The organism is Clostridioides sp. LIBA-7602 (genome assembly GCF_056688945.1).
In genome coordinates, this window is the sequence record NZ_CP196991.1 from 1,245,521 (window position 1) to 1,270,167 (window position 24,647).

The window sequence follows — 24,647 nt, forward strand, 5'->3', positions numbered from 1 at the left end:
TTTATTTTTGGATATAAAACTATTTAAATTAAATAATTTTGTTTGTGATTAATGATTATTTAACTAATTTTGCAAATTCTGCACCAAATGCCATACAGTCTTTTAATGTTTCTTCACTAGGGAAGAATTTTTTCTTAAGAGATTCTACAGGCATTTTAAATGACATAGCTTTAAGTAAAGTCTCAGCCATAGTTATACCTTCACCACTCCAACCGAATGAACCGAATACTCCTGCTATCTTGCCTTGATTAGCCATTGGGTCTATAACAGAGAATAAATCCCACATAGGTTTAACCATAGTTTTGTTTATAGTTGGAGAACCTAATAGTATTACCTTTGATACTACTAATGTATCGTGCATCTCTGTTAATGTCATATCTTCTAAATCATATAATTCAGCTTTTGCGCCTTCTGCATCAAGACCTTCTTTTATCTTTTTAGCCATTTCTAAAGTATTGCTATAAGCTGATAAGTAGAATATAGAAACTTGGTTTTGATTTGTTGTATTAATAGCTTCTGTAGACCATTCAACATATCTTTTAACAGCAGCCATTGGGTCTTTAGTAAGCATTGGTCCATGAGAAGTTAATATAGTATCAAATTCTATGTTCATTCCTACAACCTTATCTACAGCACTTAAAACGTGCTTAGCAAATGGCTTAACTATACAGTCATAATAGTGTTTAGCTGATTTTAGGTAATCTTCACTGTTTACTACATCTGCATCAACACTTGCAAAGTGACAACCAAATGCATCACAAGTTAAAAGAGTCTTGTCCTCTTCAATGTAAGTAAACATTGTATCAACCCAATGTAAGAATGGAGCAGTTATAAATTTAAGGTTTCTTTTACCAATATTTAAAACTTCACCATCTTTTATTACATGACAATTAAAAGGTCTATTTATTTGACCATCTAAGTATAGTTTAGCAGCTTTAGTACAATAAACTTCTATATTAGGATTTAAATCTAATAAGTACTTTAAACTACCAGCATGGTCTGGTTCTGTATGATGAATTACAACATAGTCAATCTTAGCTATATCAGTAACTTCTGATAGATTACTTAAGAATTCATCTTTAAAATTTGCTTTTACTGTGTCAAATAAAACCGTTTTTTCGTCCTTGATTAAATAAGAGTTGTAAGTTGTCCCAAACTCAGTTTCCATTATTATGTCGAATACTTTTAAACCTTCATCTACTACGCCAGTAAAGTAGATATCTTTTTTTACTTCAAAAACTTTACTCATTTTTAACCCTCCTAAAATTTATCATTATACAAGTAACATACCCCATTTTGGGGTTAATGAAACAAAAGATGTCATTATAAGTCATATAAAACAATAGTTTATGTTTATAATATATCATATTTGATAAAAAATCTGCATTTTAATAAAAATTTAATGGAAAATATTATTAAATATTTTTTAGACATTCTATTTTGTGAATAATATAGGTTTTAAATTCAATATTTTAGTTATATTTTTGATAGAAAATATTTTATCGTGTATAATATTACTTATAAATAAGAATAAAAATAAAGAGCTTGTTTGGAGGAATTTGGATAAATGAATAAAGTAGACTTGAAAAAAATCTTAAAAAAAGTAGAAAAGCCTGCTAGATATCTTGGAAATGAAATAAATTCAATTCATAAAGATACTAGTAATAGTGAATTGATAAGATACGCACATTGCTTTCCAGATTTATATGAAGTTGGTATGAGTCACTTAGGAAGTCATATATTATACGATGTAATAAACAAAGATGAAGATGTATTTTGTGAGAGAGTATATTCTCCTGCTGTTGACATGGAAAATATAATGAGAGAAAAAAACATACCATTATTTGCATTAGAGTCAAGAGAGCCTATAACAAACTTTGATTTTGTTACTTTTACACTTCAATATGAACTTTCATATACTAATATCTTAAATATATTAGATTTAGCAAATATACCAATATTAAAAAAGGAAAGAAAACTGGAAGACCCATTTGTAATGGTTGGTGGCCCTTGTGCCTATAATTCTGAACCTTTAGCAGATTTTGTGGATGTAGTAATATTAGGTGAAGGTGAAGAGGTCAATTTAGAAGTAGTAAATGAGTATAAAGGATGGAAGGAAAATAAAACGACTAGAGAAGATTTTTTATATAAAATATCAAGTATAGAGGGAGTATACATACCAAGTTTTTATGATGTTAAATACAATGAAGATGGTACAGTTCAAAGTGTAACTCCTAATAGAGATGGAGTTCCTAAGAATCCTACTAAGAGAATAATAAAAGATGTTGAAACTGTAGACTATCCAGAGAAACTAATAGTACCTTATATAGATACTGTTCATGATAGAATAGTGTTGGAATTATTCAGAGGATGTACAAGAGGATGTAGATTCTGTCAAGCAGGTATGATATATAGACCAATAAGAGAAAAAAGTGTTGAAAGACTTAAAGAAATATTAGATAAATTAGTTAAAAATACTGGATATGATGAAATATCATTATCATCACTTAGTACAAGTGACTATAGCAAATTATCTGAGCTTACTGATTATTTGGTAGACGAGTATGCTTCTAATAATATAGGGATTTCTCTTCCATCTCTTAGATTAGATAACTTCTCAATGGAAATTGCTGATAAAATACAACAAGTAAGAAAGTCTGGACTTACTTTTGCTCCAGAGGCGGGAACTCAAAGACTTAGAGATGTTATAAATAAAGGTGTCACAGAAGAAGATTTGGAAAATGCAACAGAAAGAGCTTTTGAGATGGGATGGAATAGTGTCAAACTATATTTCATGATTGGTTTACCAACTGAGACTTATGATGATTTAGATGGAATAGCTAAATTAGCATATAAGGTTATTGATATTTACAGAAAAGTAAATGGAGGTAAATTAAAGAGAAGTTTTAGCGTTACAGTAAGTACTTCTACATTTGTACCAAAGCCATTTACACCTTTCCAATGGCATGGACAAGATACTACAGAAGAAGTAGTTGAGAAGCAAAGACACTTAGTAAATAAATTGAGAAACAACAATATAAAATACAATTACCATGATTCAAAAACTAGCTTGATGGAAGCTGTAGTAGCTAGAGGGGATAGAAGGATAGGAAAAGTTATATATGATGCATTTAAACTAGGTGCAAAGTTTGATGGATGGGCAGAACACTTTAATTTGGATATATGGAAGGAAGCTATGGAAAAAAATAATCTTTCTATAGATTTTTATGCACATAGAAATAGAACTTATGAAGAAGTATTTCCTTGGGACCATATAGATGTAGGTGTTAATAAAAAATTCTTAATTAGAGAAGATGAGAATGCTAAAAAAGAAAAAATCACTTCTGATTGTAGACATAATTGTAATGGCTGTGGAATAAATATACATGATATAGGAAGGGGGCTTTGCTAATATGAGTAAAATAATAAGAGTAAAATTTAAAAAGGAAGGCGATATGATATATATATCACATCTTGACCTTCAGAGATTATTGCAAAGAGCATTTAGGAGAGCTGAAATAAACTTATCACATTCTCAAGGGTTTAATCCTCATCCTAAAATGAGTTATGGTAATGCTTTGGCTTTAGGAACAGAAAGTCAGGGAGAGTATGTAGATATTGAGATAGAAGAAGATGATTTATCAGTAGAGGAGTTCTTAAGTAAAGTATCAGTTCAACTTCCAGATGGAATAGCATTTATCAAAGCAAAAGAAATTGATAGACAAACACCTTCTCTTTCTTCTGTGATAGATTATGGAGAATATCTGTTTAATATAGAGTTAAAAAGACCTCTAACTAAAGAGTTTGTAAAAAGAAAAGTAATTGATTTTATGAATAATAAAGAAATAATTATAACAAAAAAGAATAAAAAAGGGAAGATGGTAGAAGTTGATATAAGACCTATGATAAGAACTTTTGATGTTTTAAATTTAGAAGATGAATATATTACTCTTACCGCTACTATAGCTACAGGTTCAAAGACTAATTTAAATACTAATATACTTATTCCAAAAATATTAGAGATGTTTGAATTGAATGTTGACCCATTAGATGTTGATATATTGAGAAGAGATTTATATGTATTAGAAGATGGTGAATTAGTGACTCCTATGTAGGCTCGAGAGGTGAAGTTGTGAAAAAGATAGTTATCGAGTCCTTAGTAGGGTCTCAGAAAACAGCAGTACTTGAAGATGAAAGGTTAGTAGAACTTTTTGTTGAGGATAATTTAAATAAAAAGACTGTATCCAATATATACCGTGGAATTGTAAAAAAAGTTATACCAGGAATAGAAGCTTGTTTTGTAGATATTGGCTTTAAAAAACTTGCTTATTTACAATTGAAAAAAGGAAGTACTATAAAATCTGGTCAAGATATTCTAGTGCAAGTAAATAAAGAAGAAATAGGAACTAAAGGTGCAAAATTAAACACTGAAATTAGTATTTCTGGAAGGTATATTGTCTATATACCTTCCAATGATAGAACTACAATATCGAATAAAATTACTGATGAAAAAGAAAGATTTAGATTAAAAAAAATTACTAAGGCAGTAAATAAAGAAAATTTAGGCTTAATAATAAGGACTGAGGCTCAAGGTTGCACTCATGATGAAATAAAAAAAGATATAGAAGAGTTGAAATTAAAGTATGAAAACATTTTAAAAGAATATAAACTTGGTATTGGACCAAAATTATTATATAAATCCTTAGATTTTGCAACTAAATATGTAAAAGATAATGTGAATGATGATATTGAATCTATAATTACTAATAGTTATGATAGATATTGCGAACTCAAATCTATTTTGAAGGGAATAGACAATACTTATGTTGATAAACTATGTCTTGAAGAAAATAGAGATGTATTTGATTTATATAGGATAGAATCTCAAATAGATAAGTTACTAAATAAAAAGGTATGGTTAAAGAGTGGAGGTTATCTAATAATTGAAAAGACAGAAGCTCTTACAGTCATAGATGTAAATACAGGTAAGTTTGTTGGAACTGGCAAACTTGATGAGACTGTTTATAAAACTAATATTGAAGCTGCAAAAGAAATTGTAAGGCAACTTAGAATTAGAGACATAGCTGGAATAATAATAATTGATTTTATTGACATGCATAAAAAGAAGCATCAAAATGAAGTTTTACACCTCTTAGAGGAAGAATTTAATAAAGATAAAAGAAAAGCTGAAGTGTTAGGTATGACGAAGCTTGGTTTAGTAGAAGTTGCAAGGCGTAGAGAAAAAGAGTCTATTGATAAATATTATCTAATGTCTTGTCCATGTTGTGATGGTGCACAAACGATAAAATCTATACATCATATGGTAGATGGTATTGAAAAAGAAATTATGAGAATAAGCGAGCATACAGTCTATAAAAATGTAATAATAGAGTTTAATGATTTTATTTTTGAACAAATAAAAGAATATTATATGGATATAATTGATAAAATTGGTGAAAAATATAATATAAAGATTTCTTTAAACTCAAATGCTACATTAAAACACAATAAAACTAATGTTATTTTCGATAAAATAGTTGACAATAAAATGTAAATATTTTATAATTAATAATTGTAATGCCGCACAGTAAAGGTCTAAATCTTCAAATGAAGTACCTTGTACTGGCGAGTTTGAGGCCGAGGAGGTGTATTTAATGTACGCTATAGTAAAGACTGGTGGGAAGCAATATAAAGTTTCTGAAGGTGATGTATTATTCGTTGAAAAATTAGAAGCTAACGCAGGTGATGTTGTTACTTTAAACGAAGTATTAGCTTGCTCTAAAGATGGAGAATTAAAATTAGGTTCTCCAGTAGTAGAAGGAGCATCTGTTCAAGCTAAAGTTGTTGAACAAGGTAAGGCTAAGAAAGTTATAGTTTTCAAGTATAAAGCAAAAAAAGATTACAGAAGAAAACAAGGACATCGTCAATCATACACTAAGATAGTTGTAGAAAAAATAAACGCTTAGTTGTTGGTTAAGTTATGATAAAAGTAAAATATTATTATAATGATGATTTCTTGATACAAGGTTTTTGTTTAAAGGGACATGCTGATTTTGCTGAAATAGGCTATGATATAGTGTGTGCTGCAGTTACATCTAATGCTATTGCAGTTATAAATTCTTTAGACAAATTACAAAAGATTGAATTTGAAAAAGTAGTAGGAGAAGAAGGTCATATAGAATGTATAGTTAAAGATATACATATAAAAGATGCACAATTATTACTAAATCACTTTCAATTAGCGGTTGAAGAAATTAAACGGGAATACCCAAAAAATATAAAAATTTTAAAAAAGTAGGGGGTGACTCCATATGTTAAACATGAATTTACAATTATTAGCATCTAAAAAAGGGGTAGGTTCTTCTAAAAATGGTAGAGATTCTATATCTAAAAGATTAGGTGTTAAGAGATTCGATGGGCAATTAGTAACTGCTGGAAGTATAATAGTTAGACAAAGAGGAACTAAAATACATCCAGGAACTAATGTTGGAAAAGGTAGCGATGATACTTTATTTGCATTAGTTGATGGTACTGTTAAATTCGAAAGAAAAGACAAGAAGAGAAAAAAAGTTAGTATATATCCAGTAGCAATAGCTGAGTAATATACATAAAAGGAGTGTTGAGGCACTCCTTTTTCTTATAGTACTGATGAATTTATAATAGTGTTTTTGGTAATGCTAATTAAAAGTTTTTAATTAAGTAGGTGAAGAATTTGTTTATAGATAAGGCAAGAATATTTGTTAAGGCTGGAAATGGTGGAAATGGTTCGGTAGCATTTAGAAGAGAAAAATATGTTCCAGCTGGTGGACCAGATGGCGGAGATGGTGGTCGTGGAGCAAGCATCATATTTGAAGTTGATTTGGGTCTTAGAACTCTAATGGACTTTAAGTACCAAAAAAAATATCAAGCTCAAAATGGTGGCGACGGAAGCAAAGGTAAAAGAGCTGGTAAAAATGGAGAGAACCTAGTATTAAAAGTACCAGCAGGTACAGTAATAAGAGATGAGGCTACAGGTCTTGTATTGGCAGATTTAAAGAAAGAAGGAGATATAGCTGTAGTTGCAAAAGGTGGTATAGGTGGTAAAGGTAACCAACACTTTGCAAATGCAGTAAGACAAGCTCCAGCTTTTGCAAAATCTGGTACAGATGGAGAAGAAAGATGGGTAACTCTTGAACTTAAAATGATAGCAGATGTAGGTCTTTTAGGATTTCCTAATGTAGGTAAATCAACATTTCTATCAGTGGTAACTAAGGCTAAACCCAAAATTGCAAACTATCATTTTACAACACTAACACCAAATCTAGGTGTCGTTCAAACTAAGTTTGGAGATAGTTTTGTACTTGCAGACATACCTGGAATTATAGAGGGTGCTTCTGAAGGTATAGGATTAGGGCATGAATTCCTAAGACATGTAGAGAGAACAAAGGTATTGATACATATTGTAGATATATCTGGACTAGAGGGTAGAGACCCTATTGAAGATTTTGACAAGATAAATGACGAACTTAGATTGTACAATGAAAAGCTTTCAAAGAGACCACAAGTTGTTGTTGCAAATAAGTTTGATATACTAGAAGATGAAAGTAAGTTTGATACATTTAAGAATGAGTTAGAAGGCAGAGGATATACAGTATTTAAAATATCTGCAGCAACTCGTCAAGGAATAGATGATGTAATAGCCTATGTCTCTAAACTTTTAAAAGAAGTAGAAGATGTGGAACTAGTTTCAGAAGAAGAAATGTACAGACCAGAACTTGATATTGGTACTGAAGAAGAATTGAGTATAGATATTGAAGATGGTGTGTATGTAGTTACAGGTAAAGCACTTAGAAGAATAATGTATTCTGTAAATTTTGATGATATGGAATCTCTTCAATATTTCCAAAAAGCTATGGAAAGTCAAGGTGTGTTTGATAGACTTAGAGAAATGGGAATAGAGGATGGAGATGTAGTTAGAATTTACGAATTGGAATTTGAATTTTACAATTAATTTTAGTATAGGATTATAGAGGTGAGGATATGTTAAAAGGAAAACAAAGAGCGTATTTAAGATCTTTGGCAAATACTTTAAAACCTACTACACAAATTGGTAAAGAAGGTGTCACAGAAAGTTTCTTAGAGCAATTAGATGATATGTTAAGAGTTAGAGAATTAGTAAAAGTTACTATACTAGAAAATGCAGGTCTTGATGCTAAAGAAACTGCTAATGCAGTATGTGAAGCTTTAAGAGCTGAATTTGTGCAAGCTATTGGTTTTAAATTTACTATTTATAAGAGAAATGTTGAGGAACCTAAGATACTTTTCCCAGGACATGAACAGGCAAAAGCCAAGGTTAAAAATAATAATGTTACAAAAAAAGGTAAACCAACTAAAAGAGCAGCTAGATAATAGTATATATTCTTTTAGTAAAATAAGTTAAAAAAATAGTGACAATTGGCAAAAATTGTATTATACTATTAAACATAAATTTAAATTAGCAATCTTATCAAGAGAGGCAGAGGGACTGGCCCTATGAAGCCCGGCAACCAGTATATTTTATTATACATTGGTGCTAAATCCTGCAGCAGTTATGCTGAAAGATGAGTATAAACCCGTCATATGGCTTGAGTTTATACTCAAGCTTTTTTAATTAGTATATTTATACATATAAATAATTTAATATAATCAAAATGATGGGGGTATGTAACAGTGAAGATAGCAATATTAGGGTATGGAACAGTAGGAAGTGGATTAATTGATTTAATAGAAAATAATACTTCAAAAAGAGATATAGAAATAGTTGGAATTTTAGTTAAAAATAAAGAGAAACATAAGTCTAAAAAGTATTTTGATAAGATAACAACAGATATAGAAGATATATTTGATAAGGATATTGATATACTAGTTGAAGTAATTGGAGGATTGAATCCAGCTTTTGATTATGTAACAAGAGCATTAAATAAAAAAATACATGTAGTAACAGCCAATAAAGACTTGCTTGCAGAGAGAGGTAGCGACCTTATAGAATTAGCCAATTTAAATGATGTTAGCATTAAATTTGAAGCATCTGTAGCAGGTGGTATTCCAGTTTTAAAGCCATTGATAGAATCATTAGAAGGTAATAATATAAAGAGTATAAATGCTATTTTGAATGGAACTTGTAATTTTATATTATCAAAGATGTATGATGAAAATCTACCGTATGATGTAGCTTTAAAACAAGCACAAGAATTGGGATTTGCAGAAGTTAACCCAGATGCAGATGTTTTAGGATATGATAGTGCTAGAAAACTATCTATATTATCTACTTTATCTTATGGAAAAATAGTATATTGGAAAGATTTATTATTAGAAGGAATAACTTCAATAGATGAAAAAGATATAGAATACGCAAAAAAATTAAATTGTAAGATAAAATTAGTTGCTAGAAGTAAGTATGAATCAGGAGAAGTAAGTGGGTTTGTTAGACCAGCATTGGTTGATAATGATAATATGCTTTCAAAAATAGATAATGAGTTTAATGTAGTGATTCTAGTAGGTGATTCAGTAGGTGAACTTTCTTTTGTGGGTAAAGGAGCTGGAAGAGGTGCAACAGGTAGTGCTGTCTATGCTGATATTATAGATATAATAGATAATAGAAATGCAAATATAAAATCTTTCTCAAAAGGAAAGTTGGATTTAAGTGGACTTATAGAAGATGAATGTAGTGCTGTAGTTAGATTTGATGGATATGATAAAGATGGAATTTTAAAATGTTTAGATAAATATGTGGATAGCTATGACATTATAGATGATGAAGAACTAGCGATTTTTGTAAATGCAAATTCAGAGCATAAAATTGATAGACTTTTGGAAGATGTAAAAAGAAATAATTATAGTAAATCAGCTAAGAAATTATTGAAGATAGATTAATATATTTATATAGGAATTATAAAATTTAAGGTGAAGTAAAACAAAATAAATATTTTGTTTTACTTCACCTTTTTAATATCTGGTGAATTAATAAGATAATAGAAAAATAAATACGTTATAATTAGCCAATAAAGAAGTTTTCACTAGCTTCATTAATAGCTTGTTGAGTTACCCTTATATATCGCTGTGTAGTGGCCACAGAGCTATGATTTAAGAGCTCTTTGACTAACTCTAAGTTATTATTACTCTTTTCAAATTGAGTAGTAGCATATAGCTTTCTAAAGCTATGTGTACTTATATTATACAAATTCAAGTATTTACAAATTATCCTCAACTGTTTTTGAATAGCTTTTGTCTTTATATTTACTAAATAGTCATTTGATTTAAGATTATACTTTCTAGCATGTTCGTTTATAGATTCAATTATATTTTTATTAACTGGTCTATATTGTAATTTGCCTGTCTTTTTTTCATTTATTTCTAACATGTTACCTTTAAAATTGCCTATTTTTAATCTTAAAATATCTGATATTCTTAGACCTAAATTAGCTTCTAACATTAGTGCCAATGCAACTTTAGGATTTTTTCTAAATCTTTTTTCAACGCCATTTTCACTATAAATAAAGCCAGTATGTAATAGTTCCATTATCTTTTTATATTCGTCTATTTCTATAGGTCTTGTTGCCATTTTCAACCACTCCTCTTATTTGATTTGGTAAGTTTAGGTCGGTATTTATTATATAATATAAATGAAACATTATATAATGGAAAAATTTACCAATAAACTTATGCAACTGTGATATATGTGATTAAGGAGAATTTTTTGAAAAATATTTACTAATAAAATTACAAAATTGTGATGAAATAACTGTGTTGTTAAACTAATTAAAAAGGTTATTAAAATTATGACAAATATAATAAAAAAATGGAAGTATTTAGTCAATTTTTGTGATTTTTATTTTTTTCGTAAATATTTCTTAATGGAGAAAGTATTTTTATATCTGATTAATTTTCCACTTGTAGATAAACTTTTCATATGCTTTTTAGCAATAAATAAAGCTGATATTAGGTAAACTATTACTACAATTTGAAGAATTGTGTCATAATAGCTAAGATAATAAAACCAGATTAAGTTATTATATATAACATTATATGTATCAGCAAAACTAGAAACCAATACAGTAGAGTTTGCAATAGGATAAAGTATAAATATAAATAGAGCAGCTAAGATTCCATGAGCAAACTTACTTAGTATGTATAATTTTAAATCTATGTCTGTTTTTGATAAAAATGTACAGCATTGAGCAAGTATGGATAATCCACTAAATCCTATTAAAAAACTAGCTAAAGATGCTCTTAGTATTTCTGGAGCACTTGTTATACTGGACACCTTATTGCAACCTATAGTGATTTCAAATAAACCACTTACAAATGCTTGACAGAGTTCTTTGTTTACACCTAAAAATGAAAGAGGTAAATACAAAATTGACGCTATTAAAGATATTACATTAAAAAGTGATAGTATTTTAAATACTACTGAAAAAACAATTACAAATCCACCAACTGTGAGTAAGGTATTTACTCCATTAAATACAGCATTTCCAAATAGAACAAAAAAGCCATTTCCACTTGCATTTCGAAGATTGATTATATTTTTTATGTTTGTTTTTAAATCTAATTTTGTCTTTGGAAGAATTTCATTACCATAATTTCTAAAAAAAAGACCAACCAATATAGTCCCTAGATAATGGCATAGAATCATTAAATAGCCTAAATTTGAATTTTGAAACATGCCCGTACCAACCGAACCTATTATGAATAAAGGTCCTGATGTAGAACAAAAAGAGACGAGTCTTTGTGCTTCATGTTTAGAAATTTGTCTATTATTTCTAAATTCAGAAGCCAAACTTACCCCTACTGGATAACCAGATACTGCTGATATTGCAAAAGCCAAAGCACTTTTGCCTGAGACATTAAATACAAGTCTAGTTATAGGATTAATAATAAATCCTATAATATCCACTATTTTTAAATCGACAATTAGGTTTGCTCCAATTATGAATGGTAGTAGTGATGGAACTAGAACATTAGACCATATAGAGAAACCCTCTCTTGCAGATTTTATAGCTTCATTTGGGTATAGGATAATGCCTAAAACTAGAACTCCAACTATAATAGCTGGAGCAAAAAAAGCAATAATTTTATTTTTTTTCATAATATCACCTATAAATTTGAGTTATAAGATATTATATTAAAAGTAATAAAAATATATGAATGTAATGGCTTAAGATATATAATAGATATATATTACAAGAACGATTATAATATTGGAGGAAAAAATGTTTAATAGTATAGCTAGTAAGAAAGTTTATGAACAAGTAATTGAACAAATACAATATAAAATACTAAATGGAGAATTAAGAAAGGGAGATAAATTACTGTCAGAAAGAGAATTATCTGAGCAAATGAATGTAAGTAGAACGTCTATTAGAGAGGCTATTAGAGTCTTAGAAACTATGGGAGTGATAGAAAGTAGACAAGGTGAAGGAAACTTTATATGTACAAATATAGAAAAAACTTTAATAGAACCATTATCTATGATTTTTAAACTTAATAATGGAACACTTGAAGATATATTGGAGCTTAGAATAATTTTAGAGATTGAAATTGCAAAACTTGCTTCAAAGAGAATAACTTCTTCTGAATCTATAGAACTTAAAAATATAATAGATGAAATGAGAATGGAAACTAAGAGAAAAGATAATAACCAAGCTTTAGTTTTATTAGACCAAAAATTTCACAGTAAACTAGCCACAATAAGTAAAAATTATTTAATTCAAAGTCTTTTTATGACAGCATCAAAATTATTTGATGGATTTATAGAAGATGCAAGAGAAAAAATAATTGCAAAACCTTTTAATGAAAATATATTACTTGAGCAACATGAGGCGATATATAATGCAGTTGTAGAAAATAATTTAGAACTTGCATCTGAAAAAGCAAAAGAGCATATGAAGTTTATAAGTAAAAATTATAGAAAAAATGAAAATTAAAAGTTTGTTATAAAATAAATTATTCTTGCAAATGGAATATAATGGTATTATCATATAAGTGTAAAACTGGTATGACCACATACCAATTTTATAGTTTATATAATGGGAGATTAAAAATGGTAAAGTTAAAAGTACCGTATTCAAAGCAAGGAATGATTTTAGAAATACCTGAAAAACGTTTTATTGGTGTTTTGGAAGCAAAATCGGATAATTATATAGAAAATAAAACTCAAGAAGAAATAGTTGAAGAATCTATGAATAATCCAATCGGCTCTAATTCACTGGAAGAACTAGCTAAGGGTAAAAAGAATGTGGTTATAATTACAAGTGACCATACAAGACCTGTACCAAGTAAAATAACTATGCCAATTATATTAAGACGAATTAGGAAGGTCAATCCAGACATTGATGTGAAAATTATAGTGGCAACTGGATTTCATAGGCCAAGCACAAGGGAAGAGTTAGTTTATAAAATGGGAGAAGAAATAGTAGATAATGAGGATATAGTTATGCATATATCTACTGATGACGAATCTATGTGTAAAGTGGGAGTACTACCTTCAGGTGGGGATTTATATATAAATAAACTAGCATATGAGGCAGAACTTTTAATAGCAGAAGGATTTATAGAACCACATTTTTTTGCAGGTTTTTCAGGTGGAAGAAAAAGTGTACTTCCAGGAATAGCATCTGCAAAAACTATAATGTATAACCATTGTAGTGACTTTATAGACAGTGATAATTCAAGAACTGGAAAATTAAAGAATAATCCTATTCATGAAGATATGGTGTACGCAGCTAAAGTTGCAAGGTTAGCGTTCATATTGAATGTTGTAATAGATAAAGATAAAAAAATAATTGCATCCTTTGCTGGGGATGTCGAAAAAGCACATACTAAGGGTTGTGAATTTGTAACAGAGTTATCAAAAGTAAATTCCATAAAATCAGATATTGTTGTAACCACAAATGGTGGATATCCATTAGACCAAAATATTTATCAATCAGTTAAAGGTATGACAGCAGCAGAGGCTACCTGTAGAGAAGGTGGAGTAATAATAATGATTGCAGCATGTAATGATGGTCATGGAGGTCAATCTTTTTATGAAAATGTAGCAAGTGCAGATTCTCCAAAACAATTATTAGAAAAAATTAGAAGTGTTGGTAGATGTGATACAATCCCAGACCAATGGGAATTTCAGATATTAGCAAGAATACTATCTAAATATACTGTGATAATGGTAACAGATAAGTGCAATCCTGAAATGATAAATAGAATGCATATGAAGCACGCATTTAATTTTAAAGAAGCTTTGGAAATGGCAACTAGTATAGTTGGTAATGATAGTAAGATAGTAGTTATACCTGATGGAGTATCAGTTATAGTTAAATAAAAAAGGGGTGTACTTTATGGAAATTTTGACATGTATAAAACAAGTACCTGGTACAACTTCAGTAGAGGTTGATGAAACTACAGGGGTACTAAAAAGAGATGGAGTAGATTCAAAAATGAATCCTTATGACCTATATGCTTTAGAAACAGCACTTAGAATAAAACAAGAAAAAAGAGCTAATCTAAAAGTGCTTAGTATGGGTCCTCCTCAAGCAAAAAAAGTAATAGAAGAGAGCTTTATGATGGGAGCTGATGAAGGAGCTTTAATAAGTGATAGAAGATTTGGAGGTGCAGATGTACTGGCTACTTCCTATACTATATCACAAGGCATTAAGAAGATGGGAAAAGTAGATTTAATAATATGTGGGAAACAAACTACTGATGGTGATACAGCACAGGTTGGACCTGAAGTAGCTGAGTTTTTAGATATACCTCATGTTACTAATGTCACAAAATTAATTGATGTTAAAGAAAAAAGTATAGTTGTTGAAATAGATATGCCAAATGATTTACAAGTATGTGAGATTGAATATCCATGCTTAATAACTGTAGAAAAAGATATTTTTCAACCAAGACTACCATCATTTAAATTAAAGTTAGACACTAAAGAAAGAAAAATACCTGTATATAACTTAGATGATTTTGAAGATAAAGATGAAAACAACTATGGACTTAATGGTTCTCCTACTCAAGTTGTAAAAATATTTCCTCCAAAGCCAAACACAGATAAAAATATTGTAAGAGGAAATGCAGATGACTTAAGTTCTGCACTCATAAATAAATTAGAGGAATTAAAATTAGTTTAGGGAGGATTAATAAATGTCAAAGATAGTTGTAAATCAAGATAAAATAACTGATTTAAAAGGAGTATTAGAAATATGTCCCTTTGGTGCTATAGAAGAAAAATCAGGTATAGTAGAAATAAGTGCTGCATGTAAGATGTGTAAGTTATGTGTCAAAAGTGGACCAAAAGGTGCATTTGAATTTATAGAAAGTAGCAAAGTACAAATAAATAAGGATGAATGGAGGGGGATTGCGGTATATGTAGAACATCACAATGGAAATATACATCCTGTAACATATGAGCTTATAGGTAAAGCTCGTGAGATGGCATCAAAAATAAAACAACCTGTGTATTGTGTGTTTGTAGGAAAAGACATAAAAGATAAGTGTAATAATTTGATTTCCTATGGTGTGGATGAAGTATTTGTATATGATGAGGATGAATTTAAAGATTTCAGGATAGAACCATATGCAAAAGCGATAGAAAACTTTATAAATAAAATAAAGCCAACAATAATGCTAGTGGGTGGAACTACACTAGGAAGGTCATTAGCTCCAAGACTTGCTGCTAGATTTAGAACTGGTCTTACATCAGACTGTACAATACTTGATATTCAATCTAATACTGATTTAGACCAAATAAGACCAGCATTTGGTGGAAATATAATGGCTCATATAAACACACCTAATAATAGACCACAATTTGCTACTGTAAGATACAAAATATTTTCAGTGCCAGAAAAAGTACAAAGTGCTACAGGAAAGATTACTTTATGTCAAATAGAAAAAAAAGAGCTAAGCTCTAAGATTAAAGTATTGAGTGTAAAAGAAAAAAATAAAGAAATTGGGCTTGAAGAAGCCGAAGTGATAGTTGTTGCAAGTAGAGCAATAAAAAAACAAGAAGATATGGAGATGATATATAAATTAGCTGATAAATTAAATGCTCAAGTAGCAGGAACAAGGCCTGTAATAGAAGCAGGATGGATAGATGCAAAAAAACAAATAGGTCTTAGTGGTAGAACTGTAAAACCTAAACTTATAATAACTTGTGGTGTATCTGGAGCTGTTCAATTTGTTGCAGGGATGCAAGGTGCTGACTATATAGTAGCCATAAATAAAGATGATAAGGCTCCTATACTTGATGTAGCACACCTAGCTTTAATAGGTGATATTTATGATATTATTCCTAAATTGATTGAAAAGATAGAAAATAAAAAAGGTGATAATCAAATATATATGGCATCAGCAGCCAAATAGGGGGATAGAAATGTACAAAATAATCGATAAAAAAGATATAGATTTTTTAATAGATACTTGCGGAGAAGAAAACGTAATAGTTGGAAGTGATATAAATGAAGATTTCTCACATGATGAACTTGGAGGAATTGAAAAATATCCTGAAGTCCTAGTAAACGTAGTTGAAACTGAACAAGTATCTAAAATAATGAAATACGCATATAAAAATAATATACCAGTTACACCAAGAGGTCAAGGAACTGGTCTTGTAGGTGCTGCTGTTGCCATAAATGGTGGAATAATGATTAATCTGTGTAAAATGAATAAAATACTTGAAGTTGATTATGAAAATTTAACATTGACAGTAGAACCAGGTGTTTTGTTGATGACAATAGGTCAATATGTTCAAGATAGAGATTTATTTTATCCACCTGACCCAGGTGAAAAAAGTGCTACAATTGCTGGTAATATAAATACCAATGCAGGTGGTATGAGAGCAGTAAAGTATGGTGTCACAAGAGATTATGTAAGAGGTCTTGAAGTTGTATTGCCAAATGGAGAGGTTATAAACATAGGTGGAAAAGTTGTTAAAAATAGTTCTGGATATAGTATAAAGGACTTATTAGTAGGTTCGGAAGGAACTTTAGGAATAGTTACTAAAGCCATATTAAAATTACTTCCACTACCAAAGAAAAGTATAAGTTTACTTATACCATTTCCAAATTTATCAATGGCAATCGAGACTGTTCCTAAAATAATAAAGTCAAAGTCAATACCAACAGCTATAGAATTTATGGAAAGAGATGTAATACTAGCAGCAGAAGAATTTTTAGGTAAGAAGTTTCCAGATAACACATCAGATGCTTATCTTCTACTTACATTTGATGGAAATAGCACTGAAGATATAGAAAAAGAATATGAAAAGGTAGCTAATTTATGTCTAGAAAACGGTGCATTAGATGTATTTATATCAGATACACAGGAAAGAAACGATTCTATATGGTCAGCTAGAGGTGCCTTTCTAGAGGCTATAAAGGCATCTACAACACAAATGGATGAATGTGATGTCGTTGTTCCAAGAGATAAGATAGCAGAGTTTATAAGATACACTCATGAGCTTCAAGATGAATTAAAAATAAGAATAAAAAGTTTTGGGCATGCAGGAGATGGAAATCTACACATATATATTTTAAAAGATGGTATGGATGATAATACATGGAAGACGAGATTAAAAGAAACTTTTGACTGTATGTATAGAAAGTCTAGAGAACTTAGTGGCCAAGTTTCTGGCGAACATGGTATAGGATATGCTAAAAAAGAGTATTTGCATGAATCAAATTCAGATGCTTATATGATGTTAATTAAAAATATAAAATTAGCTTTTGACCCTAAAAATATTTTAAATCCAGGAAAAATATATTAGACATATTAATTTAGCAATGTTTGTGAGAAAAAAAGTATAAAAATGATATTTAAATGTAATACTTTAAAATTTATTTTTAAATAAGAAGCTAAACTGTAAAAGTTTTAGGATGGCAATATTTACTTAAAATTAGAAAGTTAGATAATTTTTAAGTTGATGTTGCCATCCTAAAAGTATGTGCATATAGATTGAAGTAAGATTATTATATTTTGTACAATATATTAATAAAATAGTTTTTAGAAATATTTTTATTTTAAAAATCTATTTTATATAGATTGGACGAGTATAAAAATCCATAGGACCTTTTATTAAGTTTTCATTATTTTTGTAATATACTGAGTTATACATATTTGTAGATTTTATATCATAACTTATGAGCGTTCTAAAAATCATATCATCCAATGAAAATGATATATTTGAAAATTTGTTTATTATTTTTATTTCAGATTTATTTTTTACTTCTTTTAGAATTTCTCTACCTTTATCATTAAAAGCAAGTATTCTTATATAAGGTATTGTATCTATATTTTTTATAAGTTGCATATCACTTTTTTTAATACCTAACAATATATTATTTAAAGTACGTTTGATTTTGGTTAAAGTATATCGTTTAGATTTAATTGATAATTGTAGTTCATATAAGGCTTTAGATGTAAAAATATCTTTGTAGATTTTATTTTCTATACCTTCATTTACCTCAAAATAATCTTTTAAATTGTCTATATCTCTAAGTATAATTGTCTTTAAAGCATCAAAGAAAAAGTCATCAAATATAGGCAAAAAGCCATTATCTATTTTTTCATTTAGAGTGTTATAAGTCTTTTCTGGAATAACATTTTTTAAGTGAAAAAGTGTATTGTTTTCTTTAAGTGAAGTTCTTATAGCAGTAGCAGAACAAATATTACTATCGATTTCTTCAGAATTGTATTCTGCTTGAACTCTAGAGATAGTGAATGGTTTTATATTACTATTTAAATGGATAAGATTTTTTATATATTCTATACCAAGTATATTGTTTGATGAATTTAATGTTTTTGATAATTGTTCCTTTGAATAACTCTGCATAAAGTCATTTTTTTTGTATTGATGTATATAATCAAAAAGTGCATTAGTTCTAGCTGTTGGAAATAACATACCATCATCTAAATATTTTTTTAAAAATAATTTAAATTCATCTGGTTCATTTGCTAAAATTTCTGCAATGTTGTAAAGAATTTCTGTATCTCCTTCTTCACTACCAAAACATATAGAATTTATACAGTTTAGTGAATTTAAAATTGTTATGGCACCATGAGAAAAAATTTCAGCACTTTGGCAAGCAAATAGAGTTGGTAATTCTATAACTAAGTCTACACCATTTTCGACAGCAATTTTTGCTCTAGTATATTTATCAAATAAAGCTGGTTCACCTCGTTGTAGAAAGTTTCCACTCATTATTGCTACAGTATGTGTTGCATTTGTTTTTTCTATAGATTTAGATAAGTGATATATATGTCCATTATGAAATGGATTATATTCAACTATTAGTCCAAGTACATTCATAAAATACTCCTTCTATCTTTAGTTATTTTTATATATATCTTAATTTATTAAAATGTATATAAAATTTAAATTTTTAATTATAAAACTAAAAAACGTAAAAAAAGTTATAAAAATGTAGAAATACTACATAATAAAAAACTAGTTAAATGTTATTAAAATAACTTTATTAGAGCTTTATATTATATTATTATAGCAAATGGGAAAGAATAATCTACATTAAGTTAATTTGTTAATATATTATTAGGAAAATACACAAATTACCATACTATAAATATGATATAATATAAAAAAAAAGTATATACTTTTATATTAAAAGGTGATATATTATTTATGAAAATCGTTTAATGTATACAATAATATATCTATGACAAAATAATAAAAGATAGAGTTTTATTTAGACATTTATTACAAATCAAAAATTATTACATATTATTTATAAAAATCTAAGGAGGAAATAATAATGAAAATATTAGTATTAAACTGTGGGAGTTCTTCATTAAAATATCAACTAATAGATATGACTAATGAAGAAGTTTTATGTATAGGATTAGTTGAGAGAATAGGAATAGAAGGTTCTATACTAAAACATGAAAAAGCAGGTAGAGATGATAAATACATTGTTGAACAACCAATGAAGGACCACAAAGATGCAATAGCATTAGTTTTAGAAGCTGTTGCTCACCCAGAATTTGGTGCAGTTAAAGAAATGAAAGAAATAGATGCAGTAGGACATAGAGTTGTACATGCTGGAGAAAAATTTGCTACTTCAGTAGTAATAACTCCAGAAGTAGAAGAAGCTTTAAAAGAATGTATAGATTTAGCTCCACTTCATAATCCAGCAAACATAATGGGAATAGATGCTTGTAAAGCTATACTTCCAGACGTACCAATGGTAGGAGTATTTGATACTGCTTTCCATCAAACAATGCCTAAATCTTCATATTTATATGGTTTACCTCATGAGTTATACACTAAATATGGGGTAAGAAGATATGGATTCCACGGAACTTCTCATAATTATGTATCTCAAAAAGCAGCAGAGATATTAGGAAAAGACATAAAAGATTTAAAAATAGTAACTTGTCACTTAGGAAATGGAGCTTCTATAGCTGCTGTTGATGGTGGAAAATGTGTAGATACATCTATGGGATTCACTCCATTAGAAGGATTAATAATGGGAACTAGATGTGGAGATATAGACCCAGCTATATTACCTTTCTTAATGAGAAAAGAAGGTTTAGATGCTGATGGATTAGATAAATTAATGAATAAAGAATCTGGAGTATATGGAATGACTGGTATTTCTAGTGACTTCAGAGATATAGAAGATGCAGCTAAAAATGGAGATGAAAGAGCTCAAGCAACACTAGAAGCTTATGTTAAAAAAGTACAAAAATATATAGGTGCTTATGCAGCTGAGATGAATGGATTGGATGTCGTAGTATTTACTGCTGGTGTTGGCGAAAATGGAAAGGCTATAAGAGCAGATATAGCTTCTAATATGGAATTCTTAGGAATGAAGTTAGATAAAGAAGCTAATGATGTTAGAGGAAAAGAAACAATAATATCTACTGCTGATTCTAAAGTAAAAATACTTTTAATACCAACTAATGAAGAATTAATGATAGCTAGAGATACATTAAGATTAGTAAAATAATTTAAGCAAACTGATGCCTATCAAGTAAAAATACTTGACAAACAAATGCTAGATTTGTATAATAAATTTGGTGATATGTTGAGGTGAACTTAATGAAAGTTAGCATAGAAAAAATAAATAGAAAAGAAACTGATAAAATAGACTTGAATTTTTGTGAAAAAATTGATACTATTAGTTATTGTGATGAGATTTACAAATTAGTATCACCTGTAAATTTAAAAGGGAAAGTGTCAAAGACTAATAAAGGTTTATATCTAGATATAGATGTCAATTTTACAATTGTTGACAATTGTTCAAGATGTCTTAAAGAAGTAGAAATACCATTAGAGTATTCTATACAAGGCTTTTTAGTAAAAGAAGAAGATTATGATGAAGATGATTTTGAGGAATTTGATCCTTTTATATTCGATGGCGAAGAAATCGACCTTATTGATATAATAGAACAGACATTAGATTTTAATGTACCTCATAAGGTTCTTTGTAGTGAAAACTGTAAAGGTCTTTGTCAAGTATGCGGAGCAAACTTAAATGAAGTAGAATGTTCTTGCAGTGAAATTACAAACGATGAGGAATACATAGATCCTCGTTTTGCTAAATTAAAAGATTTATTTAATTAAATTTTGACTAAGGAGGTGGCGTAAATGGCAGTACCAAAGCGTAAAACGTCTAAATCAAACACAAAAATGAGAAGAGCAGCTAACTCAAAGATGGAAGCAACAGGATTTGTAAGTTGCCCACAATGTCATGAGCCAAAATTACCACATAGAGTGTGTCCAGACTGTGGATATTATAAAGGTAAAGAAGTTGTGTCTAAGTAATAGCTTCTAAAAAAACATGTAGAGTATACTCTACATGTTTTTTTTGTACATATAAAAGGAAGATGATTTACTAGAGAAATAAGTGGATTTTATGCATATTAAAAAATATAAAAATAATAATATAAGTATTGAAAATTTTTGTGTGTTACTATATACTACTATTAGTAGCTGGTACTAATTACAGCTATAAAATTTGGAGGGAACATGAAAAAGAAAAGTAAAGCCCAAAGACAAAAAGAGCTTATAGATATGCTAAAGACGGATCCTTTTTATACTGATGAAGAATTATCAAGTCTGTTTGATGTAAGTATACAGACTATAAGATTAGATAGAATGAGTCTAAACATACCAGAGCTAAGAGAAAGAGTCAAATCAATAGCAGAAACTCAGAGTTCAAAAGTAAAGACTTTAGGAGTAAAGGAAATTACAGGAGAAATCATTGATTTATCTGTAGGGCGATTAGGTATATCTATGTTAGAAGTTACACAAGACATGATTTATTCTAAGACTAATACTTTAAAAGATACGTATATATTTTCTCTAGCAGATTCATTGGCAATGGCTATAATAGATGCACCTAAAGTTATTATGAGAGTTGCAAATGTAAAAAGTTTTAAGTTGATAGAACAACAAGACAGGCTTATAGCAAAAGCAGAAGTGTATAGAAATATAGATAAAAAGCATTATGTAAAAGTTGTTATCAATAATAAAGCTCAAGAACAAATATTTAGAGGAAAGTTTATCTTTGAAGAATTAGATTAGGAGGGTAATCATGAAGATAGTAATTGATGGAATGGGTGGAGATAATGCACCTAAATCTAATGTAGAAGGCGCAGTAAATGCTATAAAAGAATATAACGTTGATTTAATAATCACAGGAGATAAAGATTTATTAGAAAAGGAATTTTCAAATTATGAATTTGATAGAAATAGGCTAGAGATAGTTCATACTACTGAGATTATAGAAAATGAAGATAAACCAGTAAAGGCTATAAGAAGTAAAAAAGATTCTTCTATGGTAGTAGCATTAAACCTTGTAAAAGAAGGAAAGGCAGATGCTATAATATCAGCTGGAAATACAGGAGCTTTACTTGCTGGTGGATTATTTGTTGTTGGTAGAATAAAAGGAATCGATAGACCTTGCTTATGCTCAGCAATACCGAATGTAAAGCGAGGAATGACACTTATAGCAGACTGTGGCGCAAATGCAGATTGTAAACCTAAAAATCTAGTTGAATTTTCAGCTATGAGTAATATCTATGCAAGAAAAGTTTTAGGTCTTGAAAATCCTAAAGTAGCATTAGCAAATGTTGGACTAGAGGAAGGCAAAGGTAATGATTTAGTTAAAAGGTCATATGAAGAAATTAAAAAATTAGATTTAAATTTTATAGGGAATGTAGAAGCTAGGGAAGTTATAAATGCATATACAGATATAATAATCTGTGATGGATTTACAGGTAATATATTACTTAAGTCTGCTGAAGGTGTAGCTCTTTCAGTTATGAGCCTTATAAAGGAAACTTTTATGGCTAGTACAAAGAGTAAAATAGGAGCATTACTTATAAAGGATGATTTAAGAAAATTAAAGAGTTTTATAGATTATTCTGAGTATGGGGGAGCTCCACTTTTAGGTCTAAATGGAGGCGTTATAAAAGCTCATGGAAGCTCTGATGCTAAAGCTATAAAGAATGCTATAAATCAAGGAATAAAATTTGCAAAAGGAAACGTTGTTGAAGATATCAGTCAATTTATAAGCAAATATAATGAAGAAAATAAAAATAACGAAGATGAATAAACTCGTTTTGGAGGTTTAATATATAATGAATACAAAGGCTGGAATATTAGGAGTAGGAAGTTATCTACCTGAGAAATCATATGATAATTTTCACTTCGAGAAGATAATGAATACATCAGATGAGTGGATAAGTACTAGAACTGGTATTAAGGAAAGAAGATTTGCTAAAGAGTCTGAAGCAACTTCTGACCTAGCATCTAAAGCTGCCTTAAAAGCTATAGAATGTGCAAAGTTAAATGTAGAGGATATAGAGTTGATTATATTAGCGACAATTACTCCTGATATGTCTTTGCCTTCAACTGCATGTATAGTACAAGATGCAATAGGAGCAGTGAATGCTACTGCATTTGATATATCAGCAGCTTGTTCTGGATTTGTATATGGAGTAACTATTGCAAAGCAATTTGTGGAAACTGGTTGTTACAAAAATGTACTTGTAATAGGAGCAGAAACTTGTTCTAAGTTTTTAAATTACGATGATAGAACAACAGCAGTATTATTTGGAGATGGTGCTGGAGCAGCTGTTATTGGACCTGTAAGTGAAGGTGGAATACTATCTACTCATATGGGTTCTGATGGTAAAGGAAAAGATTGTTTAAAAGTACCTGCTGGAGGTTCAAGACTTAAAGCAAGTAAAGAGACTGTAGAAGCTAATCTACATACAATAGAAATGGCAGGAAGTGATGTATTTAAATTTGCAGTTAGAAAGATGGCAGAAACTTCTTTAATAGCTCTTGAAAAAGCCAATTTAAATACAACTGACATAGACTATTTAATACCACATCAAGCTAATATAAGAATCATACAAGCGTCTTCTAAGAGATTAGAACTTGATATGAAAAAAGTTTATGTAAATATAAACAAGTATGGAAATATGTCTGCTGCATCTATACCAGTTGCGTTAGATGAAGCTTATAGAGAAGGTAAAATTAAAAAAGGCGACAATGTAGTTTTAGTTGGCTTTGGTGGAGGTCTAACTTGGGGGGCTTCAGTTGTCAAGTGGACTTTATAGTATAAAATATCCAAAATGCTTTAATTGACAAAATTAACTTTATATTA

At 29.3% G+C, this 24,647-nt stretch carries 24 protein-coding genes and 1 riboswitch; of the genes, 20 read left to right on the plus strand and 4 right to left on the minus strand.

The features are described from left to right. Window positions 1-55: 55 nt before the first annotated feature. Window positions 56-1,249, minus strand: coding sequence for an FprA family A-type flavoprotein (locus tag ACTG45_RS05985; protein ID WP_021383872.1), 1,194 nt, complete (start codon window positions 1,247-1,249; stop codon window positions 56-58). Window positions 1,250-1,567: 318 nt separating this feature from the next. Here ACTG45_RS05985 and ACTG45_RS05990 point away from each other — a divergent pair, with 318 nt between their 5' ends. From ACTG45_RS05990 to ACTG45_RS06030, 9 genes are all read left to right on the plus strand, one after another. Beyond that, window positions 1,568-3,412 (plus strand): TIGR03960 family B12-binding radical SAM protein, encoded by a 1,845-nt coding sequence (locus ACTG45_RS05990; protein ID WP_479920011.1) that lies wholly within the window; start codon window positions 1,568-1,570, stop codon window positions 3,410-3,412. A gap of 1 nt (window position 3,413) precedes the next feature. Then, window positions 3,414-4,115 carry a TIGR03936 family radical SAM-associated protein gene (locus tag ACTG45_RS05995; protein WP_021383885.1) on the plus strand — a complete coding sequence of 234 codons (702 nt, stop codon included), beginning with the start codon at window positions 3,414-3,416 and terminating at the stop codon, window positions 4,113-4,115. 17 nt (window positions 4,116-4,132) lie between these two features. Further along, window positions 4,133-5,554, plus strand: a complete 1,422-nt coding sequence (locus ACTG45_RS06000; RefSeq protein WP_479918374.1) for an Rne/Rng family ribonuclease — start codon at window positions 4,133-4,135, stop codon at window positions 5,552-5,554. Between the two features lie 100 nt (window positions 5,555-5,654). Further along, window positions 5,655-5,966, plus strand: coding sequence for a 50S ribosomal protein L21 (gene rplU, locus ACTG45_RS06005; RefSeq protein ID WP_003419082.1), 312 nt, complete (start codon window positions 5,655-5,657; stop codon window positions 5,964-5,966). Between the two features lie 14 nt (window positions 5,967-5,980). Beyond that, window positions 5,981-6,298 carry a ribosomal-processing cysteine protease Prp gene (locus ACTG45_RS06010; protein ID WP_021383819.1) on the plus strand — a complete coding sequence of 106 codons (318 nt, stop codon included), beginning with the start codon at window positions 5,981-5,983 and terminating at the stop codon, window positions 6,296-6,298. A gap of 13 nt (window positions 6,299-6,311) precedes the next feature. Beyond that, complete coding sequence (rpmA, locus tag ACTG45_RS06015; protein WP_003419086.1) at window positions 6,312-6,602, plus strand: 50S ribosomal protein L27; 291 nt, start codon at window positions 6,312-6,314, stop codon at window positions 6,600-6,602. Between the two features lie 110 nt (window positions 6,603-6,712). Beyond that, on the plus strand, window positions 6,713-7,990 hold the full coding sequence (gene obgE, locus ACTG45_RS06020) for a GTPase ObgE (RefSeq protein WP_021383873.1): 1,278 nt from the start codon (window positions 6,713-6,715) through the stop codon (window positions 7,988-7,990). A gap of 29 nt (window positions 7,991-8,019) precedes the next feature. After that, window positions 8,020-8,388 (plus strand): YhbY family RNA-binding protein, encoded by a 369-nt coding sequence (locus tag ACTG45_RS06025; protein ID WP_021383816.1) that lies wholly within the window; start codon window positions 8,020-8,022, stop codon window positions 8,386-8,388. 91 nt (window positions 8,389-8,479) lie between these two features. Further along, window positions 8,480-8,586, plus strand: a riboswitch (SAM riboswitch). Window positions 8,587-8,688: 102 nt separating this feature from the next. Then, window positions 8,689-9,891 (plus strand): homoserine dehydrogenase, encoded by a 1,203-nt coding sequence (locus tag ACTG45_RS06030; RefSeq protein WP_021383828.1) that lies wholly within the window; start codon window positions 8,689-8,691, stop codon window positions 9,889-9,891. A 121-nt stretch (window positions 9,892-10,012) separates the two neighbouring features. On the opposite strand, the gene ACTG45_RS06035 is transcribed toward ACTG45_RS06030, so the two are convergent. Together ACTG45_RS06035 and ACTG45_RS06040 are read right to left on the minus strand one after the other, a co-directional pair. Beyond that, window positions 10,013-10,579 carry a tyrosine-type recombinase/integrase gene (locus ACTG45_RS06035; RefSeq protein WP_021383821.1) on the minus strand — a complete coding sequence of 189 codons (567 nt, stop codon included), beginning with the start codon at window positions 10,577-10,579 and terminating at the stop codon, window positions 10,013-10,015. 267 nt (window positions 10,580-10,846) lie between these two features. Next, window positions 10,847-12,106 carry a nucleoside recognition family protein gene (locus tag ACTG45_RS06040; protein WP_021383863.1) on the minus strand — a complete coding sequence of 420 codons (1,260 nt, stop codon included), beginning with the start codon at window positions 12,104-12,106 and terminating at the stop codon, window positions 10,847-10,849. A 124-nt stretch (window positions 12,107-12,230) separates the two neighbouring features. Between ACTG45_RS06040 and ACTG45_RS06045 the strand changes: the two genes are divergently transcribed. The 5 genes from ACTG45_RS06045 to ACTG45_RS06065 all read left to right on the plus strand — a co-directional run bounded on the left by ACTG45_RS06045 (window position 12,231) and on the right by ACTG45_RS06065 (window position 17,776). Beyond that, a complete protein-coding gene (locus tag ACTG45_RS06045; protein WP_021383918.1) occupies window positions 12,231-12,944 on the plus strand; it encodes a FadR/GntR family transcriptional regulator in 714 nt (237 codons plus the stop codon). 116 nt (window positions 12,945-13,060) lie between these two features. Further along, a complete protein-coding gene (larA, locus tag ACTG45_RS06050) occupies window positions 13,061-14,335 on the plus strand; it encodes a nickel-dependent lactate racemase (protein ID WP_021383837.1) in 1,275 nt (424 codons plus the stop codon). A gap of 16 nt (window positions 14,336-14,351) precedes the next feature. Then, window positions 14,352-15,140: an electron transfer flavoprotein subunit beta/FixA family protein gene (locus tag ACTG45_RS06055; RefSeq protein WP_021383855.1), complete on the plus strand. Its 789-nt coding sequence runs from the start codon at window positions 14,352-14,354 to the stop codon at window positions 15,138-15,140. Window positions 15,141-15,153: 13 nt separating this feature from the next. Further along, window positions 15,154-16,374, plus strand: coding sequence for an electron transfer flavoprotein subunit alpha (locus tag ACTG45_RS06060; protein ID WP_479920012.1), 1,221 nt, complete (start codon window positions 15,154-15,156; stop codon window positions 16,372-16,374). Window positions 16,375-16,384: 10 nt separating this feature from the next. After that, complete coding sequence (locus ACTG45_RS06065; protein WP_479918375.1) at window positions 16,385-17,776, plus strand: FAD-binding oxidoreductase; 1,392 nt, start codon at window positions 16,385-16,387, stop codon at window positions 17,774-17,776. A 261-nt stretch (window positions 17,777-18,037) separates the two neighbouring features. On the opposite strand, the gene ACTG45_RS06070 is transcribed toward ACTG45_RS06065, so the two are convergent. Next, window positions 18,038-19,318 carry a nucleotidyltransferase gene (locus ACTG45_RS06070; protein ID WP_479920013.1) on the minus strand — a complete coding sequence of 427 codons (1,281 nt, stop codon included), beginning with the start codon at window positions 19,316-19,318 and terminating at the stop codon, window positions 18,038-18,040. A 460-nt stretch (window positions 19,319-19,778) separates the two neighbouring features. Between ACTG45_RS06070 and ACTG45_RS06075 the strand changes: the two genes are divergently transcribed. The 6 genes from ACTG45_RS06075 to ACTG45_RS06100 all read left to right on the plus strand — a co-directional run bounded on the left by ACTG45_RS06075 (window position 19,779) and on the right by ACTG45_RS06100 (window position 24,600). Then, window positions 19,779-20,975 carry an acetate/propionate family kinase gene (locus ACTG45_RS06075; protein ID WP_021383958.1) on the plus strand — a complete coding sequence of 399 codons (1,197 nt, stop codon included), beginning with the start codon at window positions 19,779-19,781 and terminating at the stop codon, window positions 20,973-20,975. A 92-nt stretch (window positions 20,976-21,067) separates the two neighbouring features. Beyond that, the gene (locus ACTG45_RS06080; protein WP_021383950.1) at window positions 21,068-21,592 is read left to right on the plus strand and encodes a YceD family protein; all 525 of its coding nucleotides are present in this window, start codon (window positions 21,068-21,070) and stop codon (window positions 21,590-21,592) included. A 24-nt stretch (window positions 21,593-21,616) separates the two neighbouring features. Further along, complete coding sequence (gene rpmF / locus ACTG45_RS06085) at window positions 21,617-21,793, plus strand: 50S ribosomal protein L32 (RefSeq protein WP_003419113.1); 177 nt, start codon at window positions 21,617-21,619, stop codon at window positions 21,791-21,793. A gap of 204 nt (window positions 21,794-21,997) precedes the next feature. Beyond that, complete coding sequence (gene fapR, locus ACTG45_RS06090; RefSeq protein WP_003419115.1) at window positions 21,998-22,555, plus strand: transcription factor FapR; 558 nt, start codon at window positions 21,998-22,000, stop codon at window positions 22,553-22,555. 10 nt (window positions 22,556-22,565) lie between these two features. Next, window positions 22,566-23,588: a phosphate acyltransferase PlsX gene (gene plsX, locus ACTG45_RS06095; RefSeq protein ID WP_021383976.1), complete on the plus strand. Its 1,023-nt coding sequence runs from the start codon at window positions 22,566-22,568 to the stop codon at window positions 23,586-23,588. Between the two features lie 25 nt (window positions 23,589-23,613). Further along, window positions 23,614-24,600 carry a beta-ketoacyl-ACP synthase III gene (locus tag ACTG45_RS06100; RefSeq protein ID WP_021383966.1) on the plus strand — a complete coding sequence of 329 codons (987 nt, stop codon included), beginning with the start codon at window positions 23,614-23,616 and terminating at the stop codon, window positions 24,598-24,600. Window positions 24,601-24,647: the final 47 nt, after the last annotated feature.

Coding starts and splice junctions, on each gene's coding strand:
- ACTG45_RS05985 (WP_021383872.1), bottom strand. CDS start 1,249: ATGAGTAAAGTTTTTGAAGTAAAAAAAGATATCTACTTTACTGGCGTA.
- ACTG45_RS05990 (WP_479920011.1), top strand. CDS start 1,568: ATGAATAAAGTAGACTTGAAAAAAATCTTAAAAAAAGTAGAAAAGCCT.
- ACTG45_RS05995 (WP_021383885.1), top strand. CDS start 3,414: ATGAGTAAAATAATAAGAGTAAAATTTAAAAAGGAAGGCGATATGATA.
- rplU (WP_003419082.1), top strand. CDS start 5,655: ATGTACGCTATAGTAAAGACTGGTGGGAAGCAATATAAAGTTTCTGAA.
- ACTG45_RS06010 (WP_021383819.1), top strand. CDS start 5,981: ATGATAAAAGTAAAATATTATTATAATGATGATTTCTTGATACAAGGT.
- rpmA (WP_003419086.1), top strand. CDS start 6,312: ATGTTAAACATGAATTTACAATTATTAGCATCTAAAAAAGGGGTAGGT.
- ACTG45_RS06025 (WP_021383816.1), top strand. CDS start 8,020: ATGTTAAAAGGAAAACAAAGAGCGTATTTAAGATCTTTGGCAAATACT.
- ACTG45_RS06035 (WP_021383821.1), bottom strand. CDS start 10,579: ATGGCAACAAGACCTATAGAAATAGACGAATATAAAAAGATAATGGAA.
- ACTG45_RS06040 (WP_021383863.1), bottom strand. CDS start 12,106: ATGAAAAAAAATAAAATTATTGCTTTTTTTGCTCCAGCTATTATAGTT.
- ACTG45_RS06045 (WP_021383918.1), top strand. CDS start 12,231: ATGTTTAATAGTATAGCTAGTAAGAAAGTTTATGAACAAGTAATTGAA.
- larA (WP_021383837.1), top strand. CDS start 13,061: ATGGTAAAGTTAAAAGTACCGTATTCAAAGCAAGGAATGATTTTAGAA.
- ACTG45_RS06055 (WP_021383855.1), top strand. CDS start 14,352: ATGGAAATTTTGACATGTATAAAACAAGTACCTGGTACAACTTCAGTA.
- ACTG45_RS06060 (WP_479920012.1), top strand. CDS start 15,154: ATGTCAAAGATAGTTGTAAATCAAGATAAAATAACTGATTTAAAAGGA.
- ACTG45_RS06065 (WP_479918375.1), top strand. CDS start 16,385: ATGTACAAAATAATCGATAAAAAAGATATAGATTTTTTAATAGATACT.
- ACTG45_RS06070 (WP_479920013.1), bottom strand. CDS start 19,318: ATGAATGTACTTGGACTAATAGTTGAATATAATCCATTTCATAATGGA.
- ACTG45_RS06075 (WP_021383958.1), top strand. CDS start 19,779: ATGAAAATATTAGTATTAAACTGTGGGAGTTCTTCATTAAAATATCAA.
- ACTG45_RS06080 (WP_021383950.1), top strand. CDS start 21,068: ATGAAAGTTAGCATAGAAAAAATAAATAGAAAAGAAACTGATAAAATA.
- rpmF (WP_003419113.1), top strand. CDS start 21,617: ATGGCAGTACCAAAGCGTAAAACGTCTAAATCAAACACAAAAATGAGA.
- fapR (WP_003419115.1), top strand. CDS start 21,998: ATGAAAAAGAAAAGTAAAGCCCAAAGACAAAAAGAGCTTATAGATATG.
- plsX (WP_021383976.1), top strand. CDS start 22,566: ATGAAGATAGTAATTGATGGAATGGGTGGAGATAATGCACCTAAATCT.
- ACTG45_RS06100 (WP_021383966.1), top strand. CDS start 23,614: ATGAATACAAAGGCTGGAATATTAGGAGTAGGAAGTTATCTACCTGAG.